Origin of the sequence: Caulobacter sp. UC70_42, assembly GCF_044056025.1 — a bacterium.
GTDB lineage: Bacteria > Pseudomonadota > Alphaproteobacteria > Caulobacterales > Caulobacteraceae > Caulobacter.
In genome coordinates, this window is the sequence record NZ_CP171994.1 from 2,489,855 (window position 1) to 2,514,311 (window position 24,457).

The 24,457-nt window shown below is 68.1% G+C and carries 13 protein-coding genes and 8 pseudogenes; 15 read left to right on the forward strand and 6 right to left on the reverse strand.

Annotation, left to right across the window (positions count from 1 at the left end):
• The first annotated feature begins 2 nt into the window (after positions 1-2).
• The 8 genes and pseudogenes from ACHMW8_RS12550 to ACHMW8_RS12585 all read left to right on the forward strand — a co-directional run bounded on the left by ACHMW8_RS12550 (position 3) and on the right by ACHMW8_RS12585 (position 9,918).
• Positions 3-1,455, forward strand: a pseudogene (locus ACHMW8_RS12550) (NAD-dependent succinate-semialdehyde dehydrogenase).
• Positions 1,452-2,807: an aspartate aminotransferase family protein gene (locus ACHMW8_RS12555; protein WP_395445727.1), complete on the forward strand. Its 1,356-nt coding sequence runs from the start codon at positions 1,452-1,454 to the stop codon at positions 2,805-2,807. The pseudogene ACHMW8_RS12550 and the gene ACHMW8_RS12555 overlap by 4 nt, the downstream one beginning before the upstream one ends.
• Positions 2,804-4,184, forward strand: a pseudogene (locus tag ACHMW8_RS12560) (glutamine synthetase family protein). The gene ACHMW8_RS12555 and the pseudogene ACHMW8_RS12560 overlap by 4 nt, the downstream one beginning before the upstream one ends.
• 52 nt (positions 4,185-4,236) lie before the next feature.
• Positions 4,237-5,331: a PotD/PotF family extracellular solute-binding protein gene (locus tag ACHMW8_RS12565; protein ID WP_395445728.1), complete on the forward strand. Its 1,095-nt coding sequence runs from the start codon at positions 4,237-4,239 to the stop codon at positions 5,329-5,331.
• Between the two features lie 153 nt (positions 5,332-5,484).
• Positions 5,485-6,393, forward strand: coding sequence for an ABC transporter permease (locus ACHMW8_RS12570; RefSeq protein WP_125155920.1), 909 nt, complete (start codon positions 5,485-5,487; stop codon positions 6,391-6,393).
• Positions 6,390-7,247, forward strand: a complete 858-nt coding sequence (locus tag ACHMW8_RS12575; protein WP_125155921.1) for an ABC transporter permease — start codon at positions 6,390-6,392, stop codon at positions 7,245-7,247. Before ACHMW8_RS12570 ends, ACHMW8_RS12575 begins: the two co-directional genes overlap by 4 nt.
• Positions 7,244-8,363 (forward strand): annotated as a pseudogene (locus ACHMW8_RS12580) (ABC transporter ATP-binding protein). The gene ACHMW8_RS12575 and the pseudogene ACHMW8_RS12580 overlap by 4 nt, the downstream one beginning before the upstream one ends.
• A gap of 151 nt (positions 8,364-8,514) precedes the next feature.
• The gene (locus tag ACHMW8_RS12585) at positions 8,515-9,918 is read left to right on the forward strand and encodes an aspartate aminotransferase family protein (protein WP_395445729.1); all 1,404 of its coding nucleotides are present in this window, start codon (positions 8,515-8,517) and stop codon (positions 9,916-9,918) included.
• Between the two features lie 2 nt (positions 9,919-9,920).
• Here the strand turns inward: ACHMW8_RS12585 and ACHMW8_RS12590 are convergent, their stop codons facing one another.
• Both ACHMW8_RS12590 and ACHMW8_RS12595 read right to left on the reverse strand, forming a co-directional pair.
• Complete coding sequence (locus tag ACHMW8_RS12590) at positions 9,921-10,196, reverse strand: type II toxin-antitoxin system RelE/ParE family toxin (protein WP_395445730.1); 276 nt, start codon at positions 10,194-10,196, stop codon at positions 9,921-9,923.
• A complete protein-coding gene (locus ACHMW8_RS12595; protein WP_395445731.1) occupies positions 10,184-10,366 on the reverse strand; it encodes an antitoxin in 183 nt (60 codons plus the stop codon). The genes ACHMW8_RS12590 and ACHMW8_RS12595 overlap by 13 nt, the downstream gene beginning before the upstream one ends.
• A 63-nt stretch (positions 10,367-10,429) precedes the next feature.
• Between ACHMW8_RS12595 and ACHMW8_RS12600 the strand changes: the two are divergent.
• The 7 genes and pseudogenes from ACHMW8_RS12600 to ACHMW8_RS12630 all read left to right on the forward strand — a co-directional run bounded on the left by ACHMW8_RS12600 (position 10,430) and on the right by ACHMW8_RS12630 (position 20,905).
• Positions 10,430-11,828, forward strand: a pseudogene (locus tag ACHMW8_RS12600) (glutamine synthetase family protein).
• Positions 11,829-11,948: 120 nt separating this feature from the next.
• Positions 11,949-13,205, forward strand: coding sequence for an NAD(P)/FAD-dependent oxidoreductase (locus tag ACHMW8_RS12605; RefSeq protein ID WP_395445732.1), 1,257 nt, complete (start codon positions 11,949-11,951; stop codon positions 13,203-13,205).
• Positions 13,206-13,283: 78 nt separating this feature from the next.
• Positions 13,284-15,308: a sulfotransferase gene (locus tag ACHMW8_RS12610; protein WP_395445733.1), complete on the forward strand. Its 2,025-nt coding sequence runs from the start codon at positions 13,284-13,286 to the stop codon at positions 15,306-15,308.
• 130 nt (positions 15,309-15,438) lie between these two features.
• Positions 15,439-17,852: pseudogene (locus tag ACHMW8_RS12615) on the forward strand (TonB-dependent receptor).
• Positions 17,853-17,922: 70 nt separating this feature from the next.
• Entirely contained in the window at positions 17,923-19,248 is a 1,326-nt protein-coding gene (locus ACHMW8_RS12620) for an amino acid permease (protein WP_395445734.1), read from the forward strand.
• A 42-nt stretch (positions 19,249-19,290) separates the two neighbouring features.
• Complete coding sequence (locus ACHMW8_RS12625; RefSeq protein ID WP_395445963.1) at positions 19,291-20,526, forward strand: amidohydrolase family protein; 1,236 nt, start codon at positions 19,291-19,293, stop codon at positions 20,524-20,526.
• 139 nt (positions 20,527-20,665) lie between these two features.
• Positions 20,666-20,905, forward strand: coding sequence for a hypothetical protein (locus tag ACHMW8_RS12630; RefSeq protein WP_125155932.1), 240 nt, complete (start codon positions 20,666-20,668; stop codon positions 20,903-20,905).
• Here ACHMW8_RS12630 and ACHMW8_RS12635 read toward each other — a convergent pair.
• The 4 genes and pseudogenes from ACHMW8_RS12635 to ACHMW8_RS12650 all read right to left on the reverse strand — a co-directional run bounded on the left by ACHMW8_RS12635 (position 20,902) and on the right by ACHMW8_RS12650 (position 24,399).
• Positions 20,902-21,490: pseudogene (locus tag ACHMW8_RS12635) on the reverse strand (TetR/AcrR family transcriptional regulator). The gene ACHMW8_RS12630 and the pseudogene ACHMW8_RS12635 sit on opposite strands and share 4 nt — an antisense overlap.
• An 11-nt stretch (positions 21,491-21,501) precedes the next feature.
• The gene (locus ACHMW8_RS12640) at positions 21,502-22,602 is read right to left on the reverse strand and encodes an aromatic ring-hydroxylating dioxygenase subunit alpha (protein ID WP_395445964.1); all 1,101 of its coding nucleotides are present in this window, start codon (positions 22,600-22,602) and stop codon (positions 21,502-21,504) included.
• Positions 22,603-22,648: 46 nt separating this feature from the next.
• Positions 22,649-22,729 (reverse strand): annotated as a pseudogene (locus ACHMW8_RS12645) (hypothetical protein); the annotation flags it as partial.
• 37 nt (positions 22,730-22,766) lie between these two features.
• A pseudogene (locus tag ACHMW8_RS12650) lies at positions 22,767-24,399 on the reverse strand (phytoene desaturase family protein).
• Between the last annotated feature and the right edge of the window lie 58 nt (positions 24,400-24,457).

Below are 24,457 nucleotides of genomic sequence, written 5' to 3' on the forward strand. Positions count from 1 at the left end.
CAATGACCAGCAAGTCCCTGAATCTCGTTGAAACCGAAGCCTTCATCGACGGCCTCTGGATCGAGGGCGACGCCACCTTCGAGGTGCTGAACCCGGCCGATGGGACGGTGATCGCCAAGGTCGCCGACCTCGGCCCCGGCGAGACGCGGGTGGCGATCGAGGCCGCGCATCGGGCCTTCCCGACCTGGGCCGCCAAGACCGCCAAGGAGCGCGGCGCGATCCTGCGCAGGTGGAGCGACCTGATGCTCGCCCACGCAGACGACCTGGCCCGGTTGATGACCGCCGAGCAGGGCAAGCCGCTGGCGGAGTCGAAGGGCGAGGTGGCCTATGGCGCGGCGTTCATCGACTGGTTCGCCGACGAGGCCAAGCGCGGCTACGGCCACACCATTCCGACCCCGATGCCCGGCAAGCGGCTGATGTCGATCAAGCAACCGATCGGGGTCTGCGCCGCCATCGCGCCGTGGAACTTCCCGATCGCCATGATCACCCGCAAGGTCGGGCCCGCCCTGGCCGCCGGCTGCACGGTGGTGGTCAAGCCGGCTGCCCGAGACGCCGCTGTGCGCCCTGGCCATCGCCCGCCTGGCGGTCGAGGCGGGCGTGCCGGCGGGCGTGCTCAACGTCGTCACTGGCAAGGACTCGGCCGGCATCGGCAAGGCCCTGTGCGAGGACGGCCGGGTGCGGAAGCTGTCGTTCACCGGCTCCACGCCGGTGGGCAAGGTGCTCTACCAGCAGTGCGCCGGCACGATGAAGAAGCTCAGCCTGGAGCTGGGCGGCAACGCGCCCTTCATCGTCTTCGACGACGCCGATCTGGAGGCCGCCGTCGACGGCGCGATCGCCAGCAAATACCGCAACACCGGCCAGACCTGCGTCTGCGCCAACCGGCTGATCGTCCAGGCCGGCATCCACGACGCCTTCGCCGCGCGGCTGGCCGAGAAGGTCGCGGCGATGAAGGTCGGTCCGGGGACCGGCGAGGGCGTGACGATCGGCCCGCTGATCAACGACAAGGCCATCGCCAAGGTGGAAAGCCTGGTGCGCGAGGCCGTCGCGGATGGGGCCAAGGTCGTCGTGGGCGGCGAGCGCCACGCGCTGGGCGGCCTCTTTTATCAGCCCACCGTGCTGACCGGCGCCACGCCCGACATGCGGCTGTTCCAGGAAGAGATCTTCGGCCCGGTCGCGCCGATCGTGAAGTTCGAGACGGAAGCCGAAGCCATTGACCTTGCTAACGCCACGCCCTTCGGCCTGGCCTCCTATTTCTACAGCCGCGACGTCGCCCGCTGCTGGCGCGTGGCCGAGGCGATCGAGGCCGGCATGGTCGGGATCAACGAAGGCCTGATCTCCACCGAGGTCGCCCCGTTCGGCGGGGTGAAGGAATCCGGCCTGGGCCGCGAGGGCTCGTCCGAGGGCTTGGATGAGTATCTGGAGACCAAGTATCTGTGCTTTGGCGGGGTGGGATGATCGCCGACCTCGCCCCAACCCTCCCCGACCTTCTCGCCAGCGAACGCGCGCGGTTCACGGTCGAGCATCCGCGCTCCGTGGCCATGGCCAAGGCGGCCGCGGCCCACTGGCGCGGCGGCGCGCCGATGCACTGGATGAACGACTGGGCCAGCCCCAGCCCGATCTTCGCGGCGCAGGGCGTCGGGGCGCAGATCACCGACGTCGACGGCAGGCTCTATGACGACTTCTGCCTGGGCGACACGCCGTCGATGTTCGGGCATGGGGACGCGTCGGTGGCGGCGGCCGTGTCCGACCAGATCAAGCGCGGCGCGGGCTTCATGCTGCCGACGCCTTCTGCCGCGATCGTCGGCAAGCTGCTGGCCGAGCGCTTCGGCCTGCCGCTGTGGCAGACGGCGACCACGGCCAGCGACGCCAACCGGGCGGCGATCCGCTGGGCGCGGGCGGTGACCGGGCGGCCGGTGATCCTGGTGTTCGACGGCTGCTATCACGGTATGGTCGACGACGCCTTCGTGGTGCTGAAGGATGGCGAGCGCGTCATGAAGCCGGGCCTGCTGGGCCAGGTCCACGACCTGACCGCCACCACCTGGGTCGTGCCGTTCAACGATCTGGCGGCCCTGGAGAACGCCCTGGCCTCCGACCAGGTCGCCGCCGTGCTGGCTGAGCCGGTGATGACCAACTGCGGCATGATCCTGCCCGAGCCGGGCTTCCACGACGCGCTGCGCAGGCTGACCCGCGACGCCGGGACCCTGCTGATCATCGACGAGACCCACACGATCTCGACCGGGCCTGGCGGCTACACCCGCGCCCATGGCCTGGAGCCCGACGTCTTCGTGCTGGGCAAGGCGATCGCCGGCGGCGTGCCGGCCGCCGTCTGGGGCGTCACCGCCGAGCTGTCGGCGCGCATGGACGCGGCCCAGGCGCGGGTCGGGCCGGGCCAGTCGGGCATCGGCACCACCCTGTCCGGAAACGCCCTGGCCATGGCGGCCATGCGGGCCATGCTGTCCGAGGTGATGACCGATGCGGCCTACGCGAAGATGCTGGCCGGCGCCGAGCGGCTGGTCGCGGGTCTGAAGACCGTGATCGCCGCGCGCAAACTGCCGTGGTCGATGGCCCATGTCGGCGCCCGCGTCGAACTGGTGTTCGCCGATCCTCCACCGAAGAATGCCGCTGCGATGCGGAAAGTGCTGGACCACGAGGCGGTGGAAGCGCTGCACTTGTGGCTGATCAACCGGGGCGTCCTGATCGCGCCCTTTCACAACATGATGCTGGTCTCGCCCGTCACCGACGATTCGGCGATCGATCGGCTGGTCGCGGCCGTGGACGGCTTCGCGGCCGCGATGGGGGACGCATGAGCGCCGTAGCCGATATCCAGGAATGCCGCGACTTCCTCGCCGCGAACCCGCAGGTGAAGTTCGTTCGAGGTGTTCTTCACCAGCATGACCGGCGTGCCGCGCGGCAAGCGGCTGCGTGTTCATGAGCTGGAGGCGATCTACGAATACGGCCGCTTCCTGCCGGGCTCGGTGCTGGTGGTCGACACCAACGGCGCCGACTGCGAGGACACGGGCCTGGTCTGGGAGGACGGCGACGCCGACCGCCGCGCGCGGCCCGTGCCGGGCACGCTGACCCTGGCCCCGTGGCTGGGTCCCGACGTCGCCCAGGTCATGCTGTCGATGTACGAGCTGGACGGGACGCCCAACGACCTCGACCCGCGCCACGTGCTGCAACGGGTGCTGGACCGCTACGCCGCCGATGGCCTGACGCCCGTCGCCGCCTGCGAGCTGGAATACTACCTCGTCGATCTGCAGCGCGGCCCGAACGGCGAGCTGATGCCGGCCAAGTCGATGCAGACCGGTCTGCGGCCCACCGGCATCCAGGTCTACGGCCTGCCCGAGCTGGAGGCCCACGCCCCGTTCCTGCGCGAACTGTGGGACACCGCCGACGTGCTGGGCGTGCCGCTGGAGGGCGCGATCTCGGAATTCGCCCCGGGCCAGGTCGAACTGACCCTGAAGCACAAGCCCGACGCCCTGCGCGCGGCCGACGACGCGGTGCTGTACAAGCGCGCCGCCAAGGGCGTGGCCCTGCGTCACGGCTGCGAGGCGACCTTCATGGCCAAGCCGTGGGCCGAGCGGGCCGGCAACGGCTTCCACGTCCATCTCAGCGTCAATGACGCCGACGGCAACAACCTGTGCGCCGCCGAGGACCTGGAGGGCTCGCCGCTGCTGAAACAGGCCATCGCCGGCATGAAGCTGCTGCTGGGCGAAGGCATGGCGATCCTGGCGCCCAACGCCAACAGCTATCGCCGCTTCAAGGCCAACAGCTACGCGCCGGTGGCGCCGACCTGGGGCGTCAACAACCGCACGGTCAGCCTGCGCGTCCCCGCTGGTCCGCCCAAGACCCGCCACGTCGAGCATCGGGTCGCGGGCGCCGACGGCAATCCGTATCTGGTGCTGGCCGTGCTGCTGGCCAGCGCCCACCATGGCATCAAGAACAAGCTGGATCCGGGCCCTGCGGTGGTCGGCGACGGCTATGCCGCGGCGGCCAAAGAGAACATCCGGCTGCCGTCCAACTGGTTCGCGGCGGTCGACCTGTTCGAGACGTCCGAGGTCTTGCGCGACTATCTCGGCGACCGCTTCGTGGACATGTTCGTCTCGGTCAAGCGCACGGAACAGGCGCGCTTCTTCGAGGTCGTCACCGAACTCGATTTCGACTGGTACCTCCGCAACGCCTGACGGCGAGTAGCTGCCCAAGGCAAGGCACACACGGAACAAGAGGGAGTTTCGAATGAGCGGATACAGGAACGGCGGGGCCTCGCGGCGCTCGCTTCTCACGGCCTTCGGGGCGGCGGCCATCGGCCTGTCGTTCACGGCCTGCGGCGAGAAGCCCAAGGCCACGGGGGCGGGCGGCGAAGAGCCCAAGCTGAACTTCTACAACTGGGACACCTATATCGGCGAGACCACGCTGGGCGACTTCAAGAAGGCGACCGGCGTCGACGTGAACATGAGCCTGTTCGCGACCAACGATGAGCTGTTCGCCAAACTCAAGGCGGGCAATCCGGGCTTCGACGTGATCGTGCCGTCGAACGAGTTCGTGACTCGCATGGGCCAGGCCGGCATGCTCGAGCCGCTGGATCACGCCAAGATCCCGAACATGAAGAACATCGACCCGTCCTTCCTGAACCCGGACTTCGACCCGGGCCGGAAGTACTCGATGCCCTACACCTGGCTGCTGCTCGGCATCGGCTATCGCAAGAGCAAGGTCCAGGGCGTGCCCGACAGCTGGAAGTGGCTGTTCGACAGCGACAAGTACAAGGGCCGCATCGCCCTGCTGTCGGAAAGCGCCGACCTGGTGCGTCTGTCGGCCAAGTATCTGGGCCACTCGGTCAATAACATCCCCGAGGACATGCTGCCGAAGATCGAGCAGATGCTGATCAAGCAGAAGCCGTTCGTGAAGGCCTTCCACGATGACAACGGCCAGGACCTGTTGGTCTCGGGCGAGGTCGATCTGGTGCTGGAATACAATGGCGACATCGCCCAGGTGATGAAGGACGATCCGGACCTCGACTTCGTGGTGCCCAAGGAAGGCTCGCTGATCAACAGCGACACCCTGTGCATCCCCAAGGGCGCGCCGCGACCCAACAACGCCCACGCCTTCATCAACTACCTGCTGGACGCCCAGGCCGGGGCCGAGATCACCAAGACGATCCTCTACCCGACCCCCAACGCGGCGGCCAAGGCGCTGATGCCGGACAGCTACCGCAACAATCCGGTGATCTTCCCGCCGGCCGACGTGATGGCCAAGTGCGAGTACGGCGCCTTCGAAGGCGCCGAGAAGGCCAGCCAGTACGAGGAAATCATCACCCGGGTGCGGGCGGCTTAGGTCTGGGCGCGTTAGATGCTCCCTCGCGATGCGGGGGAGCTGTCGCGAAGCGACTGAGGGGGCCTTCACGGCATAGGCCGAGTTAGCCCCCTCCGGCCCTCTGGGCCACCTCCCCCGCATCGCGAGGGAGGATCCACGAAAGCGGGGATCTTGATGGAGCAGAGCTGGAAACAGGCCAAGGCCGTCTTCGCCGCCGCGCTGGGACCGCCGCTGGTGTGGCTGGTGGTGTTCTTCCTGGCGCCGATGGCGATCGTCTGGGCCTACAGCTTCGGCCACAACGAGGGCCTGACCCAGATCGCCATCACCGGCACGTTCCACAACTACGCCCGGGCGATCGAGCCGCTGTATCTGAAGATCTTCCTGAAGTCGGCCTGGGTGGCGGGGCTGACCACGGGCCTGTGCCTGGTGCTGGGCTTTCCGGTCGCCCTGGCCATCACCTTCGCGTCAGACAAGGCCAAGACCTGGCTGCTGCTGATGATCATGCTGCCGTTCTGGACGAACCTCCTGATCCGCACCTACGCCCTGATCGCCGTCCTGCGCACAGAGGGCTACGTCAACCAGGGCCTGGAATGGCTGTGGAAGGGCGGCAGCGGTCTGGCGGCGCTGGTGGGGCTCCAACCGCTGGGCGACTTCCAGCCGCTGGGGCTGCTGCACAACAATTTCGCGGTGATCCTGGGCCTCGTCTACGTCCACCTGCCGTTCATGGTGCTGCCGCTCTATTCGGCCCTCGACCGCCTGGACAAGTCGCTGCTGGAGGCCAGCCTGGACCTCGGCGCAGGCCACATGCGGACCCTGTTCAAGGTGGTCGTGCCGCTGGCCCTGCCGGGCATCGCCTCGGGAATCCTGATCACCTTCATCCCGGCCCTCGGCGCCTATCTGACGCCGGACCTGCTGGGCGGCCCCGACAGCCAGATGATCGCCAATGTCATCGAGCGCCAGTTCAAGCGCGCCAACGACTGGCCGTTCGGCGCGGCCATGTCGTTCGTGCTGATGTACCTGACCTTCATCGCCATCGCGATCCAGGCGGTGCTGGCCAAGAAGACCCCGGAGGCCAAGGGATGAGCAAGCGCAGCCCGCCCGGTCCGCTCGAGTACCTCCGCCGCTGGCCTATGCAGGCCTGGCTGGCGATGGTGGGGATCTTTCTCTACGCGCCGCTGGTCGCCCTGATGGCGTTCAGTTTCAACGACAGCCGGCGCAACATCGTCTGGAAGGGCTTCACGCTCAAATATTACGACAAGCTGTTCAACGACTCCGCCCTGCTGGAAGCGTTCGGCAACAGCCTGACGATCGCGGCGGCCTCGACGGTGATCAGCCTGATCCTCGGCGCCTCGGCGGCCCTGCTGCTGTGGCGCTTCCGCTTCCCGGGCAAGACGGCCCTGGACGGCGCCCTGGCCTTGCCGATCGTGGTGCCCGAGATCTGCATGGGCGTGGCCATGCTGGTGTTCTTCGCCCGCGTCATGCCCTGGCCGCAGGGGCTGCCGTGGCCGTTGAACCTGGGGGCGATCATCATCGCCCACGTGTCGTTCTCGTTCCCGTTCGTGGCGGTGGTGGTGCGCGCGCGCATGGCCAGCTTCAATCGCGAGATGGAGGAGGCCGCCCGCGACCTGGGGGCCGGCGAGTTCCGCACCATCAAGGACGTGATCCTGCCGCACATGGCGCCGTCGCTGGTGGCCGGGGCGCTGCTGGCCTTCACGCTGAGCCTGGACGACTTCGTCATCACCTTCTTCACCGCCGGCCCGGACACGGTGACCTTCCCGGTGAAAGTCTATTCGATGGTCCGCTTCTCGGTGACGCCGGAGGTCAACGCGGCCTCGACGGTGCTGATCGTGCTGACCGTGCTGCTGACCGCGGCGGCGCTGAAACTGCAGGGGGACCCGGCCGCCACGGCGGGGCATGGGGCGGGGGACGCCAAATGAGCAAGCCGATCATCACCTTCGAGAACGTCACCAAGCGCTTCGGCAAGTTGGCGGCGGTCGACAACGTCTCCCTGACCGTGACCGAGGGCGAGTTCTTCGCCCTGCTGGGACCGTCGGGCTGCGGCAAGACCACCCTGCTGCGGATGCTGGCCGGTTTCGAGACGCCCACCGAGGGCCGGATCCTGATCGACGGCCAGGACATCTCGAACATCCCGCCCAACAAGCGGCCGGTGAACATGGTGTTCCAGTCCTACGCCGTGTTCCCGCACATGAGCGTGGCCGATAACGTCGCCTACGGCCTGGTGGTCGACAAGGTCGGCAAGGCCGAGCGCGAGCGGCGCGTCGAGGAGGCGCTGGAACTGGTGCAGCTGGGCGGTTACGGCGACCGCAAGCCCGACCAGCTGTCCGGCGGCCAGCGTCAGCGCGTGGCGCTGGCCCGCGCGCTGGTGAAACGGCCCCGCGTCTTGCTGCTGGACGAGCCGCTTTCGGCCCTGGACGCCAAGCTGCGCGAGCAGATGCGCACTGAACTCTGCACCCTGCAGGAGAAGGTCGGCATCACCTTCATCATGGTCACCCACGACCAGGACGAGGCGCTGGCCCTGGCGACCCGCTGCGCGGTGATGAGCAAGGGGCCTGCTGCAGCAGGTGGCCACCCCCAGCGACCTCTACGAGTTCCCCAACAGCCGGTTCGTCGCCGACTTCATCGGCCAGGTGAACCTGTTCGAGGGCGTGCTGGCCGTCGACGAGCCCAGCCACGCGGTGATCCGCTCTCCGGACCTGCCGGTCGACATCTTCCTGGACCATGGCGTCACCGGCCCGCGCGGCGGCACGGTCTGGGCGGCGATCCGCCCCGAGAAGATCGAGCTGCACAAGAAGGACGGCGACACGCCGCCCAATCTCGGCGACTGCCCGCAAGGGACCAACGCCATCGCGGGCGTCATCAAGCACGAAGCCTATCTGGGCGGCCAATCGACCTACGAGGTCGAGATCGCCGGTGGGCGTCGGATCAAGGTCCAGCGCTCGAACCTGACCCGCTGGGACCAGGAGGACTTCAAGCTGGGCGAGACGGTGTGGCTGTGCTGGCACGCCTGCTCGCCGGCGGTGCTGTTGTCATAGGGCTCACTGGCCCCCCTCCGCGCTACGCGCTCCTCCCCCGAAGGGGGAAGAAGGACGCCGCGCGAACCTTCCGCCCCCCTCCCGGGGGCGGACGACCGCGAAGCGGTCAGGTGGGGGCAAGTGATTGAGGAAACGCAGGAGTTACAGTGAAATGACCGTCCCGATCCGCAACCACGACATCGCCGAGCTCCGGCGCCTGGACCTGGCCCACCATCTGCCGGCCCAGGCCGACCACAAGGTCATCGCCGAGCTGGGCGGCAGCCGGATCATCACCCGCGCCGACGGTGTCTATATCCATGACGGGGACGGTCACCAGATCCTCGACGGCATGGCCGGCCTGTGGTGCGTCAATGTCGGCTATGGGCGCGTCGAGCTGGCCGAGACCGCCTACGAGCAGATGCTGGAGCTGCCGTACTATAACACCTTCTTCAAGACCGCGACGCCCCCGACCGTGACCCTTGCGGCCAAGATCGCGAGCAAGATGGGCGGCCATCTGAGCCACGTATTCTTCAACTCGTCGGGGTCGGAGGCCAATGACACGGTCTTCCGCCTGGTCCGCCACTATTGGAAACTCAAGGGCGAACCGCGGCGGACGGTCTTCATCAGCCGCTGGAACGCCTATCACGGCTCGACCGTGGCCGGGGTCTCGCTGGGCGGCATGAAGCACATGCACGTGCAGGGCGACCTGCCGATCCCCGGCGTCGAGCACGTCATGCAGCCCTATCCGTTCGGCGACGGCTTCGGCGAGGACCCGGCCGCCTTCCGCGACCGCGCCGTCAAGGCCATCGAGGACAAGATCCTCGAGGTCGGCCCCGAGAATGTCGCCGCCTTCATCGGCGAGCCGGTGCAGGGGGCGGGCGGGGTGATCATCCCGCCGGACGGCTACTGGCCGGCGGTCGAGGCCCTGTGCCGCAAGTACGGCATCCTGCTGGTCTGCGACGAGGTGATCTGCGGCTTCGGCCGCCTGGGCCAGTGGTTCGGCCACCAGCACTACGGGATCAAGCCGGACCTGATCGCCATGGCCAAGGGCCTGTCGTCCGGCTACCTGCCGATCTCGGCCGTCGGCGTGGCCGACCATATCGTCGCCGAGCTGCGCGAGAAGGGCGGCGACTTCATCCACGGCTTTACCTATTCGGGCCACCCGACCTGCGCGGCCGTGGCGCTGAAGAACATCGAGATCATGGAGCGCGAGGGCCTGATCGAGCGCACCCGCGACGACACCGGTCCCTATCTGGCCAAGGCCCTGGCGACCCTCAACGACCATCCGCTGGTGGGCGAGACCCGCTCGCTGGGCCTGATCGGCGCGGTCGAGATCGTCCGCGAGAAGGGCACCAACCATCGTTTCCTCGACAAGGAGGGCGAGGCCGGCCCGATCGTGCGCGACCTCTGCATCAAGAACGGCCTGATGGTCCGCGCCATCCGCGACAGCATCGTCTGCTGCCCGCCGCTGATCATCACCCACGCCGAGATCGACAAACTTGTCGCCATCATCCGCCAGTCGCTGGACGAGGCCGAGCCCGTGCTTCGCGCCTTGAAGCCGGAGGCGGTGTCATGAGGTTAGGAGGAGCGGCGTGCGCCGTGGCGGACTTCCAGGATGAAGACCTGGTCGCCGACGATGCGGTAGCGCAGCAGGTAGGGCGTGACGACGGTGATCTCGCGTCGGCCCCGCGAAATGGCGCGGCCGCGATCAGAATGCCTTTCGAGACTGTCGCCAACCGCCGCCAGTTTCTGACCGAGACGCTGGGCGGCGAGGGGTTTCGACTGGCTGACGATGTAGGCGACGATCGCTTCGACGTCCGCGAAAGCGCGGTCGGTCCAGACTACTTTCGCCACGAATATGGCGTGGGCAGCTGGTCAGGCGTTCCAAGGGACAACAGCCACTCTCGCACCTGCTCATGCGGGACAACCCGACCCGCCGCTATATCGGCGTCGGCTTCAGCCTCGGCAAGACGTTCGGCCTCGTCTTCCACTTCGTCGAAGATGTCGGGATCAGGCTCGGCCATGCCCTACGATAGCAGAAACTTTCCGAGAACAAATCGGGAAAAACCGAGCTTTTGGAGCGCGTCATGAAGCCCAAGCACAACAAGGCCAAGCGCGAGACCACGCTCAATCGGGGCGTTTCGTCGTTGGAGGAGGCCCAGGCCTGGTTCGCGCGCCAGAGCATCGAGGAGATCGAGTGCGTGGTCCCCGATCTGGCCGGGGTGGCGCGCGGCAAGATCATGCCGGTGCGCAAGTTCCTGGGGACGCCGTCGATGAACCTGCCGCTGGCGGTGTTCTACCAGACCATCACCGGTGACTTTCCCGAGTTCGAGGGCGCGGTCAGCGCGGTGCAGTCCGACACCGACATCTTCCTGACCCCGGACTTCGCGACCCTGGCCGCCGTGCCGTGGGCCCAGGATCCGACCGCCCAGGTGATCCACGACGCCTTCCACCCCGACGGCCGTCCGGTCGAGGAGGCGCCGCGCCAGGTGCTGCGGCGGGTGCTGGCGCTGTACGCCGAGAAGGGCTGGGTGCCGATCGTCGCGCCGGAGATAGAGTTCTACCTCGTCGACAAGAACACCGACCCCGACTACCCGCTCAAGCCGCCCATCGGGCGATCGGGGCCGGCCCGAGACCGGGCGGCAGGGCTACTCGATCAGCGCGGTCAACGAGTTCGACGCGCTGTTCGAGGACATGTACGAATATTCCGAGCGCCAGGGCCTGGAGATCGACACCCTGATCCACGAAAGCGGCGTGGCCCAGATGGAGATCAATCTCCGTCACGGCAATCCGCTGGAGCTGGCCGACCAGGTGTTCATGTTCAAGCGCACCATCCGCGAGGTGGCGCTTGAGCACGAGATCTACGCCACCTTCATGGCCAAGCCGATGGCCAGCGAGCCCGGCAGCGCCATGCACATCCACCAGTCGATCGTCGACAAGGATGGCAAGAACCTTTTCTCGGACAAGAAGGGCGAGGAGACGGCGCTGTTCCACGGCTTCATCGCCGGCCAGCAGACCTATCTGCCGGCGATCATGGCGATCCTGGCGCCGTACGTGAACAGCTACCGCCGCATCGCGCGCGACAGCGGGGCCCCGGTCAACACCCAGTGGGGCTATGACAACCGCACCTGCGGCCTGCGGGTCCCGCCGTCCGGGCCGGAGAACCGGCGTCTCGAGAACCGCATCCCGTCATCGGACGCCAATCCGTACCTGGCCATCGCGGCTTCGCTGGCGGCGGGCTATCTGGGCATGACCCAGGGGCTGACGCCGAGCGATCCGGTCGCGACCGACGCCAGCGTGGCCGGCGTGCAGCTGCCGCGCAGCCTGTCGGAGTCCCTCAAGCTGTTCGAACAGTGCGAGCCGCTGGTCGAGATCCTGGGGCCGATCTTCTGCCAGGCCTATGACCGCGTGAAACAGGCCGAGTATGAGACCTTCATGCGCACGATCAGCCCGTGGGAGCGGGAGTTCCTGCTGCTGAATGTTTGAGGATTACTCACCCCCTCCGGGCCTGCGGCCCTCCTCCCCCAAAGGGGGAAGAAGGGCGTGGCGCACCTTCCGCCCCCTCCGGGGGCGGACGACCGCGAAGCGGTCAGGTGGGGGCAAGCGATGATGGGGAACTGGTACGAGTCCACCGCGCATGGCCGTCCCGACCTGGCGCCGCTCGACGGCGACGTTCAGGCCGATGTCTGCATTGTCGGCGCCGGTTTCACGGGGCTCGGCGCCGCCATGGCCCTGGCCTCGCGCGCCAAGGTCGTGGTGCTGGAGGCGGGCCAGGTCGGCGGCGCGGCCACCGGGCGCAACGGCGGACAGGTCCATACCGGCCAGCGGCGCGACCAGGCCTGGCTGGAGAAGGCCGTCGGCCGTGACGACGCCTTGGCGCTGTGGCGACTAGCCGAGGACGCCCGCGCGCGCTTCAAGACCCTGACCGACACGATCGACTGCGACTGGCGGCCGGGCATGATCCACGCCCGCCACAAGCCGAACGGCGAGGCCGAGGACGCTGGCCACGTCGCGCTGATGGCGGACCGCTATGGCTATGACCAACTGGCGCTGATCGACGAGGCCGATCTCGCCGCCGAGCTGGGGACGGACGTCTATCACGGCGGCCTGATCGATCGCGGCGGCGGCCATGTCCATCCGCTGAAGCTGGCCTTGGGCATGGCGCGCGCGGCGATGGCGGCGGGGGCGGTGGTCCACGAGCACACCCGCGCCGAAAGCTGGACCCGCCAAGGCGGCCGGATCGTCGTCGAGACCGCGCTGGGCCGGGTGACCTGCGATCAACTGATCCTCAGCGGCGATGGCCTGCTGAACGCCATGGCCGGCGGGGCCCGCGCGCGGGTCATGCCGATCAACAACTTCATCGCCGTCACCGCGCCGCTGGGCGATCTGGCCGAGACGATCATCCGCTCCAACGCGGCGGTGGCCGACAGCCGGTTCGTCGTGAACTACTTCCGCAAGACGCCCGACGGCCGGCTGCTGTTCGGCGGCGGCGAGAACTACCGGCCGGGGTTTCCCAGCGACATCGCCGGCATGGTCCGCAAGAACCTCGCCAAGGTCTATCCGCGGCTGGCCGATGTCCCGATCACCCACGCCTGGGGCGGGACCCTGGGCATCACCATGAGCCGGATGCCCTTCGTCGGCGAGATCGCGCCGGGCGTCCGCGCGGCGTCCGGCTATTCCGGGCAGGGGGTGATGCTGGCGCCCCGCGTCGGCAAGCTGCTGGCCGACGCCGCGCTGGGCGAGACGGGCGGCGCCGACCTGCTGGCGCGCCTGCCCACGCCGCCGTTCCCTGGCGGACGCCTGCTGCGGTGGCCGCTGACCGTGGCCGGTCTGACCTGGTACGCGCTGCGGGACCGGCTGTAGCGGGCCGAAGCGCCCGTCCGATTGACAAGCGGCGCGGGGCGTCCTCCGATCGTCGCTCTTGAGAAGTTCGGGTTCCGCATGTCCGCCACCACCACCTCCGCGCCGACGGGCGGCCTCGCCACGGCCATGGCGCACGCGCAACGGCTGCTGGAGGTGGACCCGAGGCTGGCGGCCGAGCAGGCGCGGGCGATCCTGGAGGCCGTGCCGCGTCACGCCGGAGCGACCCTGCTGCTGGCCACGGCCCTGCGTCTGGCCGAGGAGGTCGACGCGGCGCTGCGGACGATCGATCCGCTGGCCCGCGCCTTTCCCGCCGCGCCCGAGATTCAGCTGGAGCATGGCCTGACCCTGGCCGCGCGCGGCCACGACCGCGCCGCCGCCGCCGCCTTCAAACGCAGCCTCGCCGCCGACGCCCAGAACACCGAGGCCTGGCGCGGCCTGGCCGAGGTGCTGCGGCGTCTCGGCGACGACGAGGGCGCCGAGGCCGCCCGCGATCGCCAGATCAAGGGCGGCGTGCGCGATCCGCTGCTGATGAACGCCGCCGCCGCCATGATCGACGAGAAGCTGGCCGAGGCCGAGACGATCCTGCGCGGCCTGCTGGCGACCCGTCCCGACGAGCCGGCGGCCCTGCGCATGCTGGCCGAGACCCTGTCGCGCCAGGGCCGCTATCCCGACGCGGAGGTTCTGCTGGCGCGCTGTGTCGAGATCGCGCCCGGCTTCGCCGGCGCCCGTCACAACCTGGCGACCGTCCTCTATCGCCAGAACAAGAACGCCGAGGCTCTGGCCGAGATCGAGACCCTGACCGCCAAGGACGAGCGCCATCCGGGCTATGCCAACCTGCGCGCGGCGATCCTGGCGCGGCTGGGCGAGTACCAGAAGGCGATCGCGATCTACGAGCGGGTGCTGGTCGATTATCCCAACCAGCCCAAGGGCTGGATGAGCTACGGCCACGCCCTCAAGACCGTGGGCCGCCAGGCCGACAGCGTCGCGGCCTATCGCCAGGCCCTGGCCCTGCTGCCGACCATGGGCGAGGCCTGGTGGAGTCTCGCCAACCTGAAGACGGTCAAGTTCACCGACGCCGATCTCGAGGCCATGGCGGCGGCCCTGGCGAGCGAGGACCTGCCGGAAGACGACCGCCTGCATCTGCACTACGCCCTGGGCAAGGCGTTCGAAGACGCCGGCCGCTGGGACGAGGCGTTCGCGCGCTACGCCGAGGGCGCGGCGATCCGCCGGAAGCAGCTGGCCTATGATCCCGAGGAGAACGCCGCCGACGCCGCCCGCACCAAGGCGGTGTTCACCCCGGCCTTCGTTGCGGCGCGGGCGGGGCAGGGCTGCCCGGCGCCCGATCCGATCTTCGTGGTCGGCCTGCCGCGCTCGGGCTCGACCCTGGTGGAGCAGATCCTGGCCAGTCACTCGATGGTCGAGGGCACGATGGAGCTGCCCGACCTGATCGTCATGGCCCGGCGTCTGGGCGGCAAGACCGCCAACCGCGCCGACTCGATCTATCCGGAGGTGCTGGCCGACCTGTCGCCCGAGGCGCTGAAGGCGCTGGGCGAGGAATTCCTTGAGCGCACCCGCGTCCAGCGCAAGACCGACCGGCCGTTCTTCATCGACAAGATGCCCAACAACTTCGCGCACGCCGGGCTGATCCACCTGATCCTGCCGAACGCCAAGATCATCGACGCGCGCCGGCATCCGCTGGGCTGCTGCTTCTCGGGCTTCAAGCAGCACTTCGCCCGCGGGCAGGGCTTCACCTACGACCTGACCGACATCGGGCGCTACTACGCCGACTATGTGGAGCTGATGGCGCATTTCGACGCCGTGCTGCCGGGCCGCGTGCACCGGGTGATCTACGAGGCGTTGATCGAGGACCCGGAGCGGGAGATCCGCGCCCTGCTGGATCATTGCGGCCTGCCGTTCGAGGCCGCTTGCCTGTCGCCGCACGAGAACGACCGCGCCGTCCGCACCGCCAGTTCAGAGCAGGTCCGCCGCCCGATCTTCAAGGACGCGGTCGAGCACTGGCAGAAATTCGAATCGCACCTGGACCCCCTCAAGCAGGCATTGGGGCCGGTCCTCGACGCCTATCCGAACGCGCCCGTTATTTGACCATCTCCGTCGCGCCTTGCCATTTGTGCAACACTTCAAGGAATTGACATCAAACTGAAATTTCCAATCTTGCCGGACGCTTGAGGCGGGTCGAACGTCGTTCCTTCAAAGCCGTAAGGGGAGCGACTGTATGTCGTTGGGATCGGTTCGTTTGAAGAAGGCGGGCGTCTGTTCCGCCGCCTTGTTCGCCACCACCATGTTCACCACCGTGGCCTACGCTCAGGCGCAGGCGCCGCAATCGTCGACCGCTCTGGAAGAGGTGGTCGTCACCGCGCAGAAGCGCAGTGAAAATCTGCAGGACGTTCCCGTCAGCATCCAGGCGCTGGGCGGCGAGAAGCTGGAACAGCTGCAGGTCTCGGCCTTCGTCGACTATGTGAAGTACCTGCCCAGCGTGTCGTTCACGACCTCGGGGCCAGGCTTCGGTCAGGTCTATATGCGCGGCGTGGCCAGCGGCGGCGATGGCAACCACTCCGGCTCGCTGCCCAGCGTCGGCGTCTATCTGGACGAACAGCCGGTCACCACCATCCAGGGCGCGCTGGACATCCACGTCTATGACGTCGCCCGGGTCGAGGCCCTGGCCGGGCCGCAGGGCACCCTCTACGGCGCCAGCTCCCAGGCCGGCACCCTGCGGATCATCACCAACAAGCCGACGACCGCCGGCTTCTCGGCCGGCGTCGACGTCGAGGCCAACAAGGTCGATCACGGCGGCACGGGCCACACGGTGGAGGGCTTCGTCAACGTCCCGCTGTCCGACAAGATCGCCGTGCGCCTGGTCGGCTGGGACGTCCGCGACGCCGGCTATATCGACAACGTGGCCGGCACGCGCACCTACGACCGCGGCGACTCCGATCCGACCAACGACTACACGATCAACAATCAGGCCCGGGTCCGGAAAAACTACAACCGCGTCTACACCCAGGGCGGCCGCGCGGCCCTGCGCATCGAGGTCGACGACAACTGGGTGATCACGCCCACGGTGATGGGCCAGGTGCAGAAGTCGGGCGGCCTGTTCGCCTTCGATCCCAAGGTCGGCGACCTGAAGGTCACGCACTTCTATCCGGAAAGCGCCAAGGACAAGTGGGTCCAGGCGGCGATGACCATCGAGGGCCAGATCGCCAATCTCGACGTCACCTACGCCGGCTCGTACCTGAAGCGGAACGACGTCACCAATTCGGACTACACCGACTACTCGTACTTCTACGATCAGGTCGGCTACGGCTTCTACTGGACGGACAACGCCGGCAACCTGGTGAACCCGTCACAGTACATCCAGGGCCAGGATCACTACCGCAAGGAAAGCCACGAGATCCGCATCGCTTCCCGCAGGATCAGAAGCTGCGGTTCGTGGTCGGCGGCTTCTACCAGAAGCAGAAGCACGAGATCTTCCAGAACTACAAGATCGACGGCCTGGGCAGCGACCTGTCGGTGCCGGGCTATGTCGGCACCGTCTGGCTGACCAAGCAGAACCGGGTCGACCGGGACAAGGCCGTGTTCGGCCAGGCCGAGTACGACATCACCGACAAGCTGATGCTGACCGCCGGGCTACGCTTCTTCAAGGCGCATAACACCCTGGTCGGCTTCTATGGCTACGGCGCCGGCTATGGCTCGACCGGCGAAAGAGCCTGCTTCAAGCCGGCCGTGGTCCCGGGCTCGCCCTGTACGAACCTGGACAAGGGCGTCAAGGAAAGCGGCAACGTTCCCAAGGTGACGCTGACCTACAAGTTCGACGGCTCCAAGCTGATCTATGCGACCTACTCGAAGGGCTTCCGTCCGGGCGGCATCAATCGCCGCTCGACCCTGCCGCCATACAACGCCGACTACCTGAAGAACTACGAGGTTGGCTGGAAGACCACTTGGCTGAACAACACCCTCCGCTGGAACGGCACGGTCTATCTGGAGGACTGGAGCAACTTCCAGTTCTCGATCCTGGGCGCCAACGGCCTGACCGAGATCAAGAACGCCAACCAGGCGCGGATCAAGGGGATCGAGAGCGACGTCACCTGGGCACCGGTCCACGGCCTGACGATCAACGCCTCGGCGGCCTATACCGACGCCAAGCTGGCCGCCAACTACTGCGGTAAGGTCGATACGGCGACCGGGAATCCCATCACGGATTGTCCGAAGTACCTCAAGGACGGGACGATCAATCCGGACTTCCCGGAGGGGCCTCAAGCGCCGGACGGGACGGCCCTTCCCGTCACGCCGAAGTACAAGGCCAACCTGACGGCGCGCTACGAGTTCAGCCTCGCCGACTGGAACGCCTTCGCCCAGGGCTCGATCGTCGGCCAGTCCGGCAACTGGACCGACCTGCGGATCGTCGAGCGCAACATCATCGGCCGGCAGAAGGGCTATACGACGGCCGACTTCTCGAGCGGGATCGACAAGGACGGCCTGTCGATCTCGATCTATCTGAAGAACGCCTTCGACAAGCGGGCCAGCCTGAACCGCTACGCCGAGTGCGCCGAAAGCGTCTGCGGGACCCAGTACTACATCGTTCCGAACCAGCCCCGGACCATCGGGGTCAGGCTCGGCAAGACGTTCTAGTTGGTGGTGGGGTGAGTAGGGGGGCGGTCCGCGAGAGGCCGCCCCTTTTCGCTTTGCGTTAGGGGGATCCATGGCGTCGTCGAGCGCCCGTCCGCTGGGCCTGTGGATGTGCACCGCCCTGGTCGTGGGCAACATGATCGGCTCGGGCGTCTTCATGTTGCCGGCCTCGCTGGCGCCCTATGGCTGGAACGCCGTCATCGCCTGGCTGGTGACCATCGGCGGCGCCCTGTGCCTGGCCTTCGTCTTCGCGCGCCTGGCCGAGGCCTTTCCCCGCGCCGGCGGACCGCTGGCCTACACGCAGGAAGCGTTCGGACCGACGGCCGGCTTCATGGTCGCCTGGGCCTACTGGATCTCGTTGTGGGTCGGCAACGCGGCCATCGCCACCGGCGGGGTCAGCTATCTGTCGGTGTTCTTTCCGGCGCTCGCCAAGGTTCCGGGGCTGGCTGCGCTGGTCACCGTCGCCGTGGTCTGGGCGCTGACGGCGGTCAACTGCTGGGGCTCCAGGTCGGCCGGGCGGCTGCAGGTGGTCGCGACGATCCTGAAGCTGCTTCCGCTGCTGGCTGTGGCGGGTCTGGCGGTCGTGATCCTGGCGCGCAGGGGCGGGGCGGCCGTGACGCCGTTCGAGCCGTCGCAATTGTCGGCCAGCGGGATCACCGCCGCCGCGACCCTGACCCTGTGGGCCCTGCTGGGGCTGGAGTCGGCCACCGTGCCCGCCGACAAGGTGCATGAGCCGACCCGAACCATCCCGCGCGCCACCCTCTACGGCACGGCCTTCACGGGGCTGATCTATCTGGTCGTCTGCTCGGCGGTGGTGCTGCTGTCGCCCGCCGACCTGCTGAAAGGCTCCAACGCCCCGTTCGCCGACTTCGTCGGCTATCACGGCGGCGGCGACCTGCGGCTGGTTCTGGCCGCCTTCGCCGCGATCAGCGCCTTCGGCGCCCTGAACGGCTGGGTGCTGCTGCAGGGCGAGATGCCCTACGCCATGGCGATCGACGGGGTGTTCCCCGCCTGGCTGGGCAAGGCCGGCAAGCGCGGAACGCCCGTGCGGGCCCATGTCCTGTCCAGCGTCTTGCTGACCATCCTCGTGCTGATGAACTACGCCAAGTCGATGGCCGACCTGTTCACCTTCATCGCCCTGCTGGCCACCTCGGCCAGCCTGTTCGCCTATCTGTTCAGCGCCCTGGCGGCGTTGCGACTGCAACAGAAGCATCGGATGGACGCCTCGATGCTCCTGACCGCGCTGGCCATCGTGGCGGCGGTCTATTCGGCCTGGACGCTCTATGGCGCCGGCGCCCAGGCCACGCTGTGGGGTGTCGTGCTGCTGCTGGTCGGCCTGCCTGTCCGCGTTCTCACCGCCCGCGCGGCGCGTTCCGCTCTTCCGGAGACTGTCTCGTGAAGCTCGCCTCCCTCGCCCTGCTGGCCGCGCTGGTCCCCCACGATCGCCAGCGCCCAGGTCTCCTATGTCCGCGCCGGCAAGCTGATCGACCCGCGGGCCGGCAAGGTGCTGACCGACCAGTTGATCCGCGTCGAGGGCGAGACGATCACCGCCGTCACGCCCTGGAAAACGGCGCCGACGGACGGCCCGCTGACGGATTGGAGCAAGCTGACCGTCCTGCCCGGCCTGATCGACATGCACACCCATCTGGTCGACCAGGAGCAGACCGAGAACATCGCCGAGCCGCTGCTGACCACGGCCGCCTACCAGTCGTTCATCGCCGCCGACCATGCCCGCAAGACCCTGATGGCCGGCTTCACCAGCGTGCGCGATGTCGGGACCTGGCGGGCGTTCGGCGACGTGGCGCTGCGCGACGCGATCAACAACGGTCTCGTCCCGGGTCCGCGCATGTCGGTGGCCGGCGCCTATATCACCGTCCCCGGCGGCGGCGGGGAGGTGACCGGCATCGCCGCCGACGTCGGCATCCCGGCCGAGATGCGGGTCGGGGTGGTCGAGGACGCCGCCGACACCCACCGCAAGGCCGCGAACATTCTGGCGCATCACGCCGACTTCCTGAAGCTGATCGCCACCGGCGCGGTGCTGACCGTCGGCACCGAACCCGGCCAGATGGAGCTGTCGGAAGACGAGATCCGCGCCGCCGTCGAGGAGGCCGCCAAGCGCGGGACCTACGCCACCGCCCACGCCCATGGAGCCGAGGGCATGAAGGTCGCCATGCGGGCCGGCGTCCGCTCGATCGAGCACGGCTCGCTGATGGACGACGAGGCCATCGCCATGATGAAGGCCAAGGGCGTGTATCTGGTGGCCGACATCTATGACGGCGACTGGATCGACGAATACGGCAAGGCTCATGGCTGGCCGGCCGAGACCCTTCGCAAGAACTTTGAGACCACCGAGGCCCAGCGCGAGGGTTTCCGCAAGGCGGTGAAGGTCGGGGTCAAGATCGCCTACGGCACCGACTCCGGCGTCTATCCGCACGGTCTCAACGCCCGCCAGCTGCCCTACATGGTCAAGTACGGCATGACGCCGATGCAGGCGATCCAGTCGGCCACGACCGTGGCGGCCGAGCTGATGGGCAAGACCGGCAAGGTCGGCTGCGACGCGGCCGGCTGCTACGCCGACCTGATCGCGGTGTCCGGCGACCCGCTGGCGGACATCGGGATCCTGACCCGGATTCCCAAGGTCATGAAGGGCGGGGCGGTCGTGAAGGACGCCCCCTAGCCCGCTGTGAAATTCGGCACAGTCGACCGTGGCCCGGACCATGCATTGTGCATCGCAACGCAATTTGATTGTGCGATAGCGAAACAACTGTCATGTCGACGTGGTTAGTCACACGTTGAGTACGTCCAAGGAGGTCTCCATGACCGAGAATCACTACTACGTCCGCCCGGTCGCCGGTGTGTGGCATGTGACCTGGAACGACTCGGCCGAACTGATCGGCTGCTATTCCTCGCAGCACGAAGCCGAGGCCCTGGCCCAGCTGCTGGCCCGCCACATGCGCGAGCAGGGCCGCAAGGCCCAGGTCCACGTCGACGAGCCGGAAGTCCGCACGCCTTCGTGGGGCCGCAACCGCGCGGCGCACCAGGCGGCTGCGGCTTAAGCCAGCCAGCTCTCCAGCGCGCGCGTCACGACCGCGCGCGCCTCTTCCGGGCTGAAGGTGGCTGGGTCCAGGCACAGCTCCAGCCACAGGCCGTCGACGGTCGCCGTCAGAGCGATGGCGGCCAGGCGGGTGTCGGTCACGTCCGCCTCGCTCAGCAACTTTTCCAGACGCGCCCGGAAGTCCGCGTAGGACGCCGCGTGGATCGCGGCGATGCGCGGCTTGGTCTTCACCAGGCTCCGAGAATCCGATCCAGGCGGCCAGCAGACGCGGATCCAGCACCGGCGGCGCGAAGCTGGCGCCGAGATAGGCCAGCAGGCGCTCGCGCGGCGTCGGGCCGGCCGCTTCGAGCGCCGCGTCCAGCGCCGCGTCGATCCGCTGGCTGACGGCCTCGTAGGCCGCCGCGATCAGCTCGTCGACACCCTCGAAATAGTGCCGCAGCAGACCCGGCGAGACGCCCGCCTCGGCGCAGATCGCGCGGACGGACGTTCCGCCGACGCCTTCGCGCGCCAGCACGGTCTCGGCGGCGGCCACGAGCGCTTGCCGGCGGACGTCGGCGGTCTCGCGGGTGAAGGCGGCGCGCAAGATCTAGCCCTCCCTCACCACCCCTCCGGCGGCCTTGCCATCCGAGCCTCCGGGATCAGCGCCCGCATCTTGCGGCCGAAGCTGCGCAAGGACACTTCGCTGGTCGCCAGCGGTCCGGCCGTGAAGGTGCGTGAGGCCATGCCCTGCTGCACGCGGGCCACCAGCTCGGTGTCCTCGGCGTTGACCTGCCGGTTGATGCGCCAGTTCAGATAACGCGCCGCCTTCATCTCGCGCCGCTCGTCGGGCAGGGCGTAGGCGATCTCGCGGATCATGGTCTTCTCCGCCGAGATCGGGATGAACTGCATGAAGTCCACCTGGTCCGGATAGATGTCGAAGGCGAAGTTCGGCCAGAGCTTGAAATAGGTCCACAGCCGCTTGCGGTCGCCGGGCAGGTGCGGAACGTCGGGCAGCAGGTCCTGGTACAGGCGCTCGGACGGGCTCTCCGACGGCTCGTCGATCAGCTGGCCCCACATCTTGTCGACGAAGGTGTGGGCCTCGACGCCGTAGCCCTTGCCGAACAGCCGCGTCAGGCCCGGGTGGGCGACGGGGATGTGCAGCCCGTCCGAATAGTTGTCGCTGATGTTCTTCCAATTGACCGTGCGCGGCCGCAGCGTCACGCGGCCGAACGGCTGCAGGTCCTCGAAGCGGTAGTGGGCGACCTCGTCCTCGTAGGGGGCCATCATCGTCGCCACCGACGGCCCTTCGCCTTCAATCCGCACGAAGACGAAGCCGCGCCAGATCTCGGTCTCGATCGTGGCCAGGCCCTCCTTGGCCATGTCCAGCGCCGGGTAGTCGTCGCGCATCGGCACGCCGATCAGCCGGCCTTCCAGGTCGTAGGTCCAGGCGTGGTAGGGGCAGACGATCCGGCCGCCACAGCGACCGACAGGGCCGTCCAGCAGCCGCGCGCCCCGATGGCGGCAGACATTGGCGAAGGCCCGCGCTCCGCCGTCCTTGCCGCGCACCACCACCAGGCTCTCGCCGACGAAGTCGAAGGTGTGGAAGTCGCCAGCCTTGGGAATGTCGTTCAGGTGGCAGACGATCTGCCACGACGGCCGGAAGATCTTGTCCTGCTCCTCGCGAAAGAAGCGCTCGGAGCCGTAGATCCAGCCGGGCAGGCCCCAGTCGGCCTGGGGATCGTCGTTCGGGGATGGCGGTCACTGGCCCCCTCCGCGCTGCGCGCTCCTCCCCCGGAGGGGGAAGAAGGTCGCGGGCTTCCTTCTGCCCCCTTCGGGGGCGGACGACCGCGAAGCGGTCAGGTAGGGGCCAGTGCCAGGCATGGTCATCGCCCCACCACCGACAGCTTGACCGCCGTGGCGAAGTCCTTGTCCCTCAGGATCTCCCGCGCCGCGTTCCGCCCCGGATTCCCAGACACCCCGCCGCCGGGATGCGTGCCCGCGCCGCACATGTAGAGGCCGGCGATCGGCGCGCGGTGGCTGGCGTGGCCCAGGAACGGACGCGTGGCCCACAGCTGATCCAGCGACATGTGGCCGTGCATGATGTCGCCGCCGATCAGGCCGAACTTCCGCTCCAGGTCCAGCGGCGACAGGATGGTGCGGCCCAGCACCGAGGCCTTGAAGCCTGGAGCCCACTTTTCGACCGTGTCGATGATCAGGTCGGCGGCGGCCTCGCGCTCGTCGTCCCACGACCGGCCGTTCGGCAGGGTGGGGGCGAACTGCTGGCAGAACAGGCTGGCCACGTGCTGGCCCGGAGGGGGCGAGGGAGGTGTCGATGGTCGAGGGGATCAGCATCTCGACGATCGGAGCCTTGCTGATCCCGTCCGCCTTGGCGTCGCGATAGGCCGCGTCCATGTAGTCGAGGCTGGGGGCGATCACGATGCCCGACTGGTGGTGCTCGGCGGCGTCCTTGCCGGGCAGGCAGGTGAAGCTGGGCAGCTCCGACAGCGCCACGTTCATCCGGAAGGTGCCCGAGCCGTTCTTGTAGCCGTCGACCGTCTTGCGGAAGTCGGCGGTCAGGGCCGACGGCGGGACCAGCTTTTTGTACAGTAGGGCCGGATTGACATTGGCGCTGACGATCGGGGCCATGATCTGGCGGCCGTCGACCAGTTGCACGCCGACTGCTTTAGCGCCGTCGATATGGACGCCCTCGACCGGCGCGTTCAGCAGGATCTCGACGCCCGCCGCCTCGCACGCCTTCGCCATCGCCTGGGTGATGGAGCCCATGCCGCCGACCGCGTGGCCCCAGGCGCCCTTCTTGCCATTCACCTCGCCGAAGGTGTGGTGCAGCAGCACATAGGCCGATCCCGGCGAGTCCGGGCTGGCGAAGTTGCCGACCACGGCGTCGAAGCCGAAGGCGGCCTTGACCGCGTCGCTCTCGAACCAGCCGTCCAGCACGTCGCGGGCGCTCTTGGTGAACAGGTCCAAGAGGTCGCGCTTCCTCTGCCGGGAAAGCATGGCCAGGCGACCGCCCTGGCGCAAGGCTCGCAGCGCGCCGGGCAGGCCGTCGCCCAGGTTCGGCGGCGTCTCCTGGGCGAAGTCGCGCAGCACGTCGCCGATCTCGTCCAGCATGGCGTAGTAGGCCGGCAGCACCTCGGCGTCGCGATAGCTGAACTTGCGGAACGCTTCCTGGGTGCGCTCCAGTCCGCCGCCCAGCTTCAGATAGCGCTCGTCGCTGATCGGCAGGAAGTTCGAGATCGGCCGTTCCAGGAAGGTCAGGCCGTAGTCGTGCAGGCCCATGTCGGCGATCACCCGCGGGTTCAGCAGGCTGACCGTGTAGCTGGCCACGGAGTTGCGGAAGCCGGGGTGGAATTCCTCGGTCACCGCCGCCCCGCCGACCACGCCGCGCGCCTCGCAGACCGTGACCTTCAGCCCGGCCTTGGCCAGGTAGAAGGCGCAGACCAGGCCGTTGTGGCCGCCGCCGATGATCACGGCGTCGCGGGTGGTGGTTTCGGCCATGGTGTCGCTCTCCCCAGAATAGGCGGAGAGGTTGCTATACGATCGTACAATAGGCAAG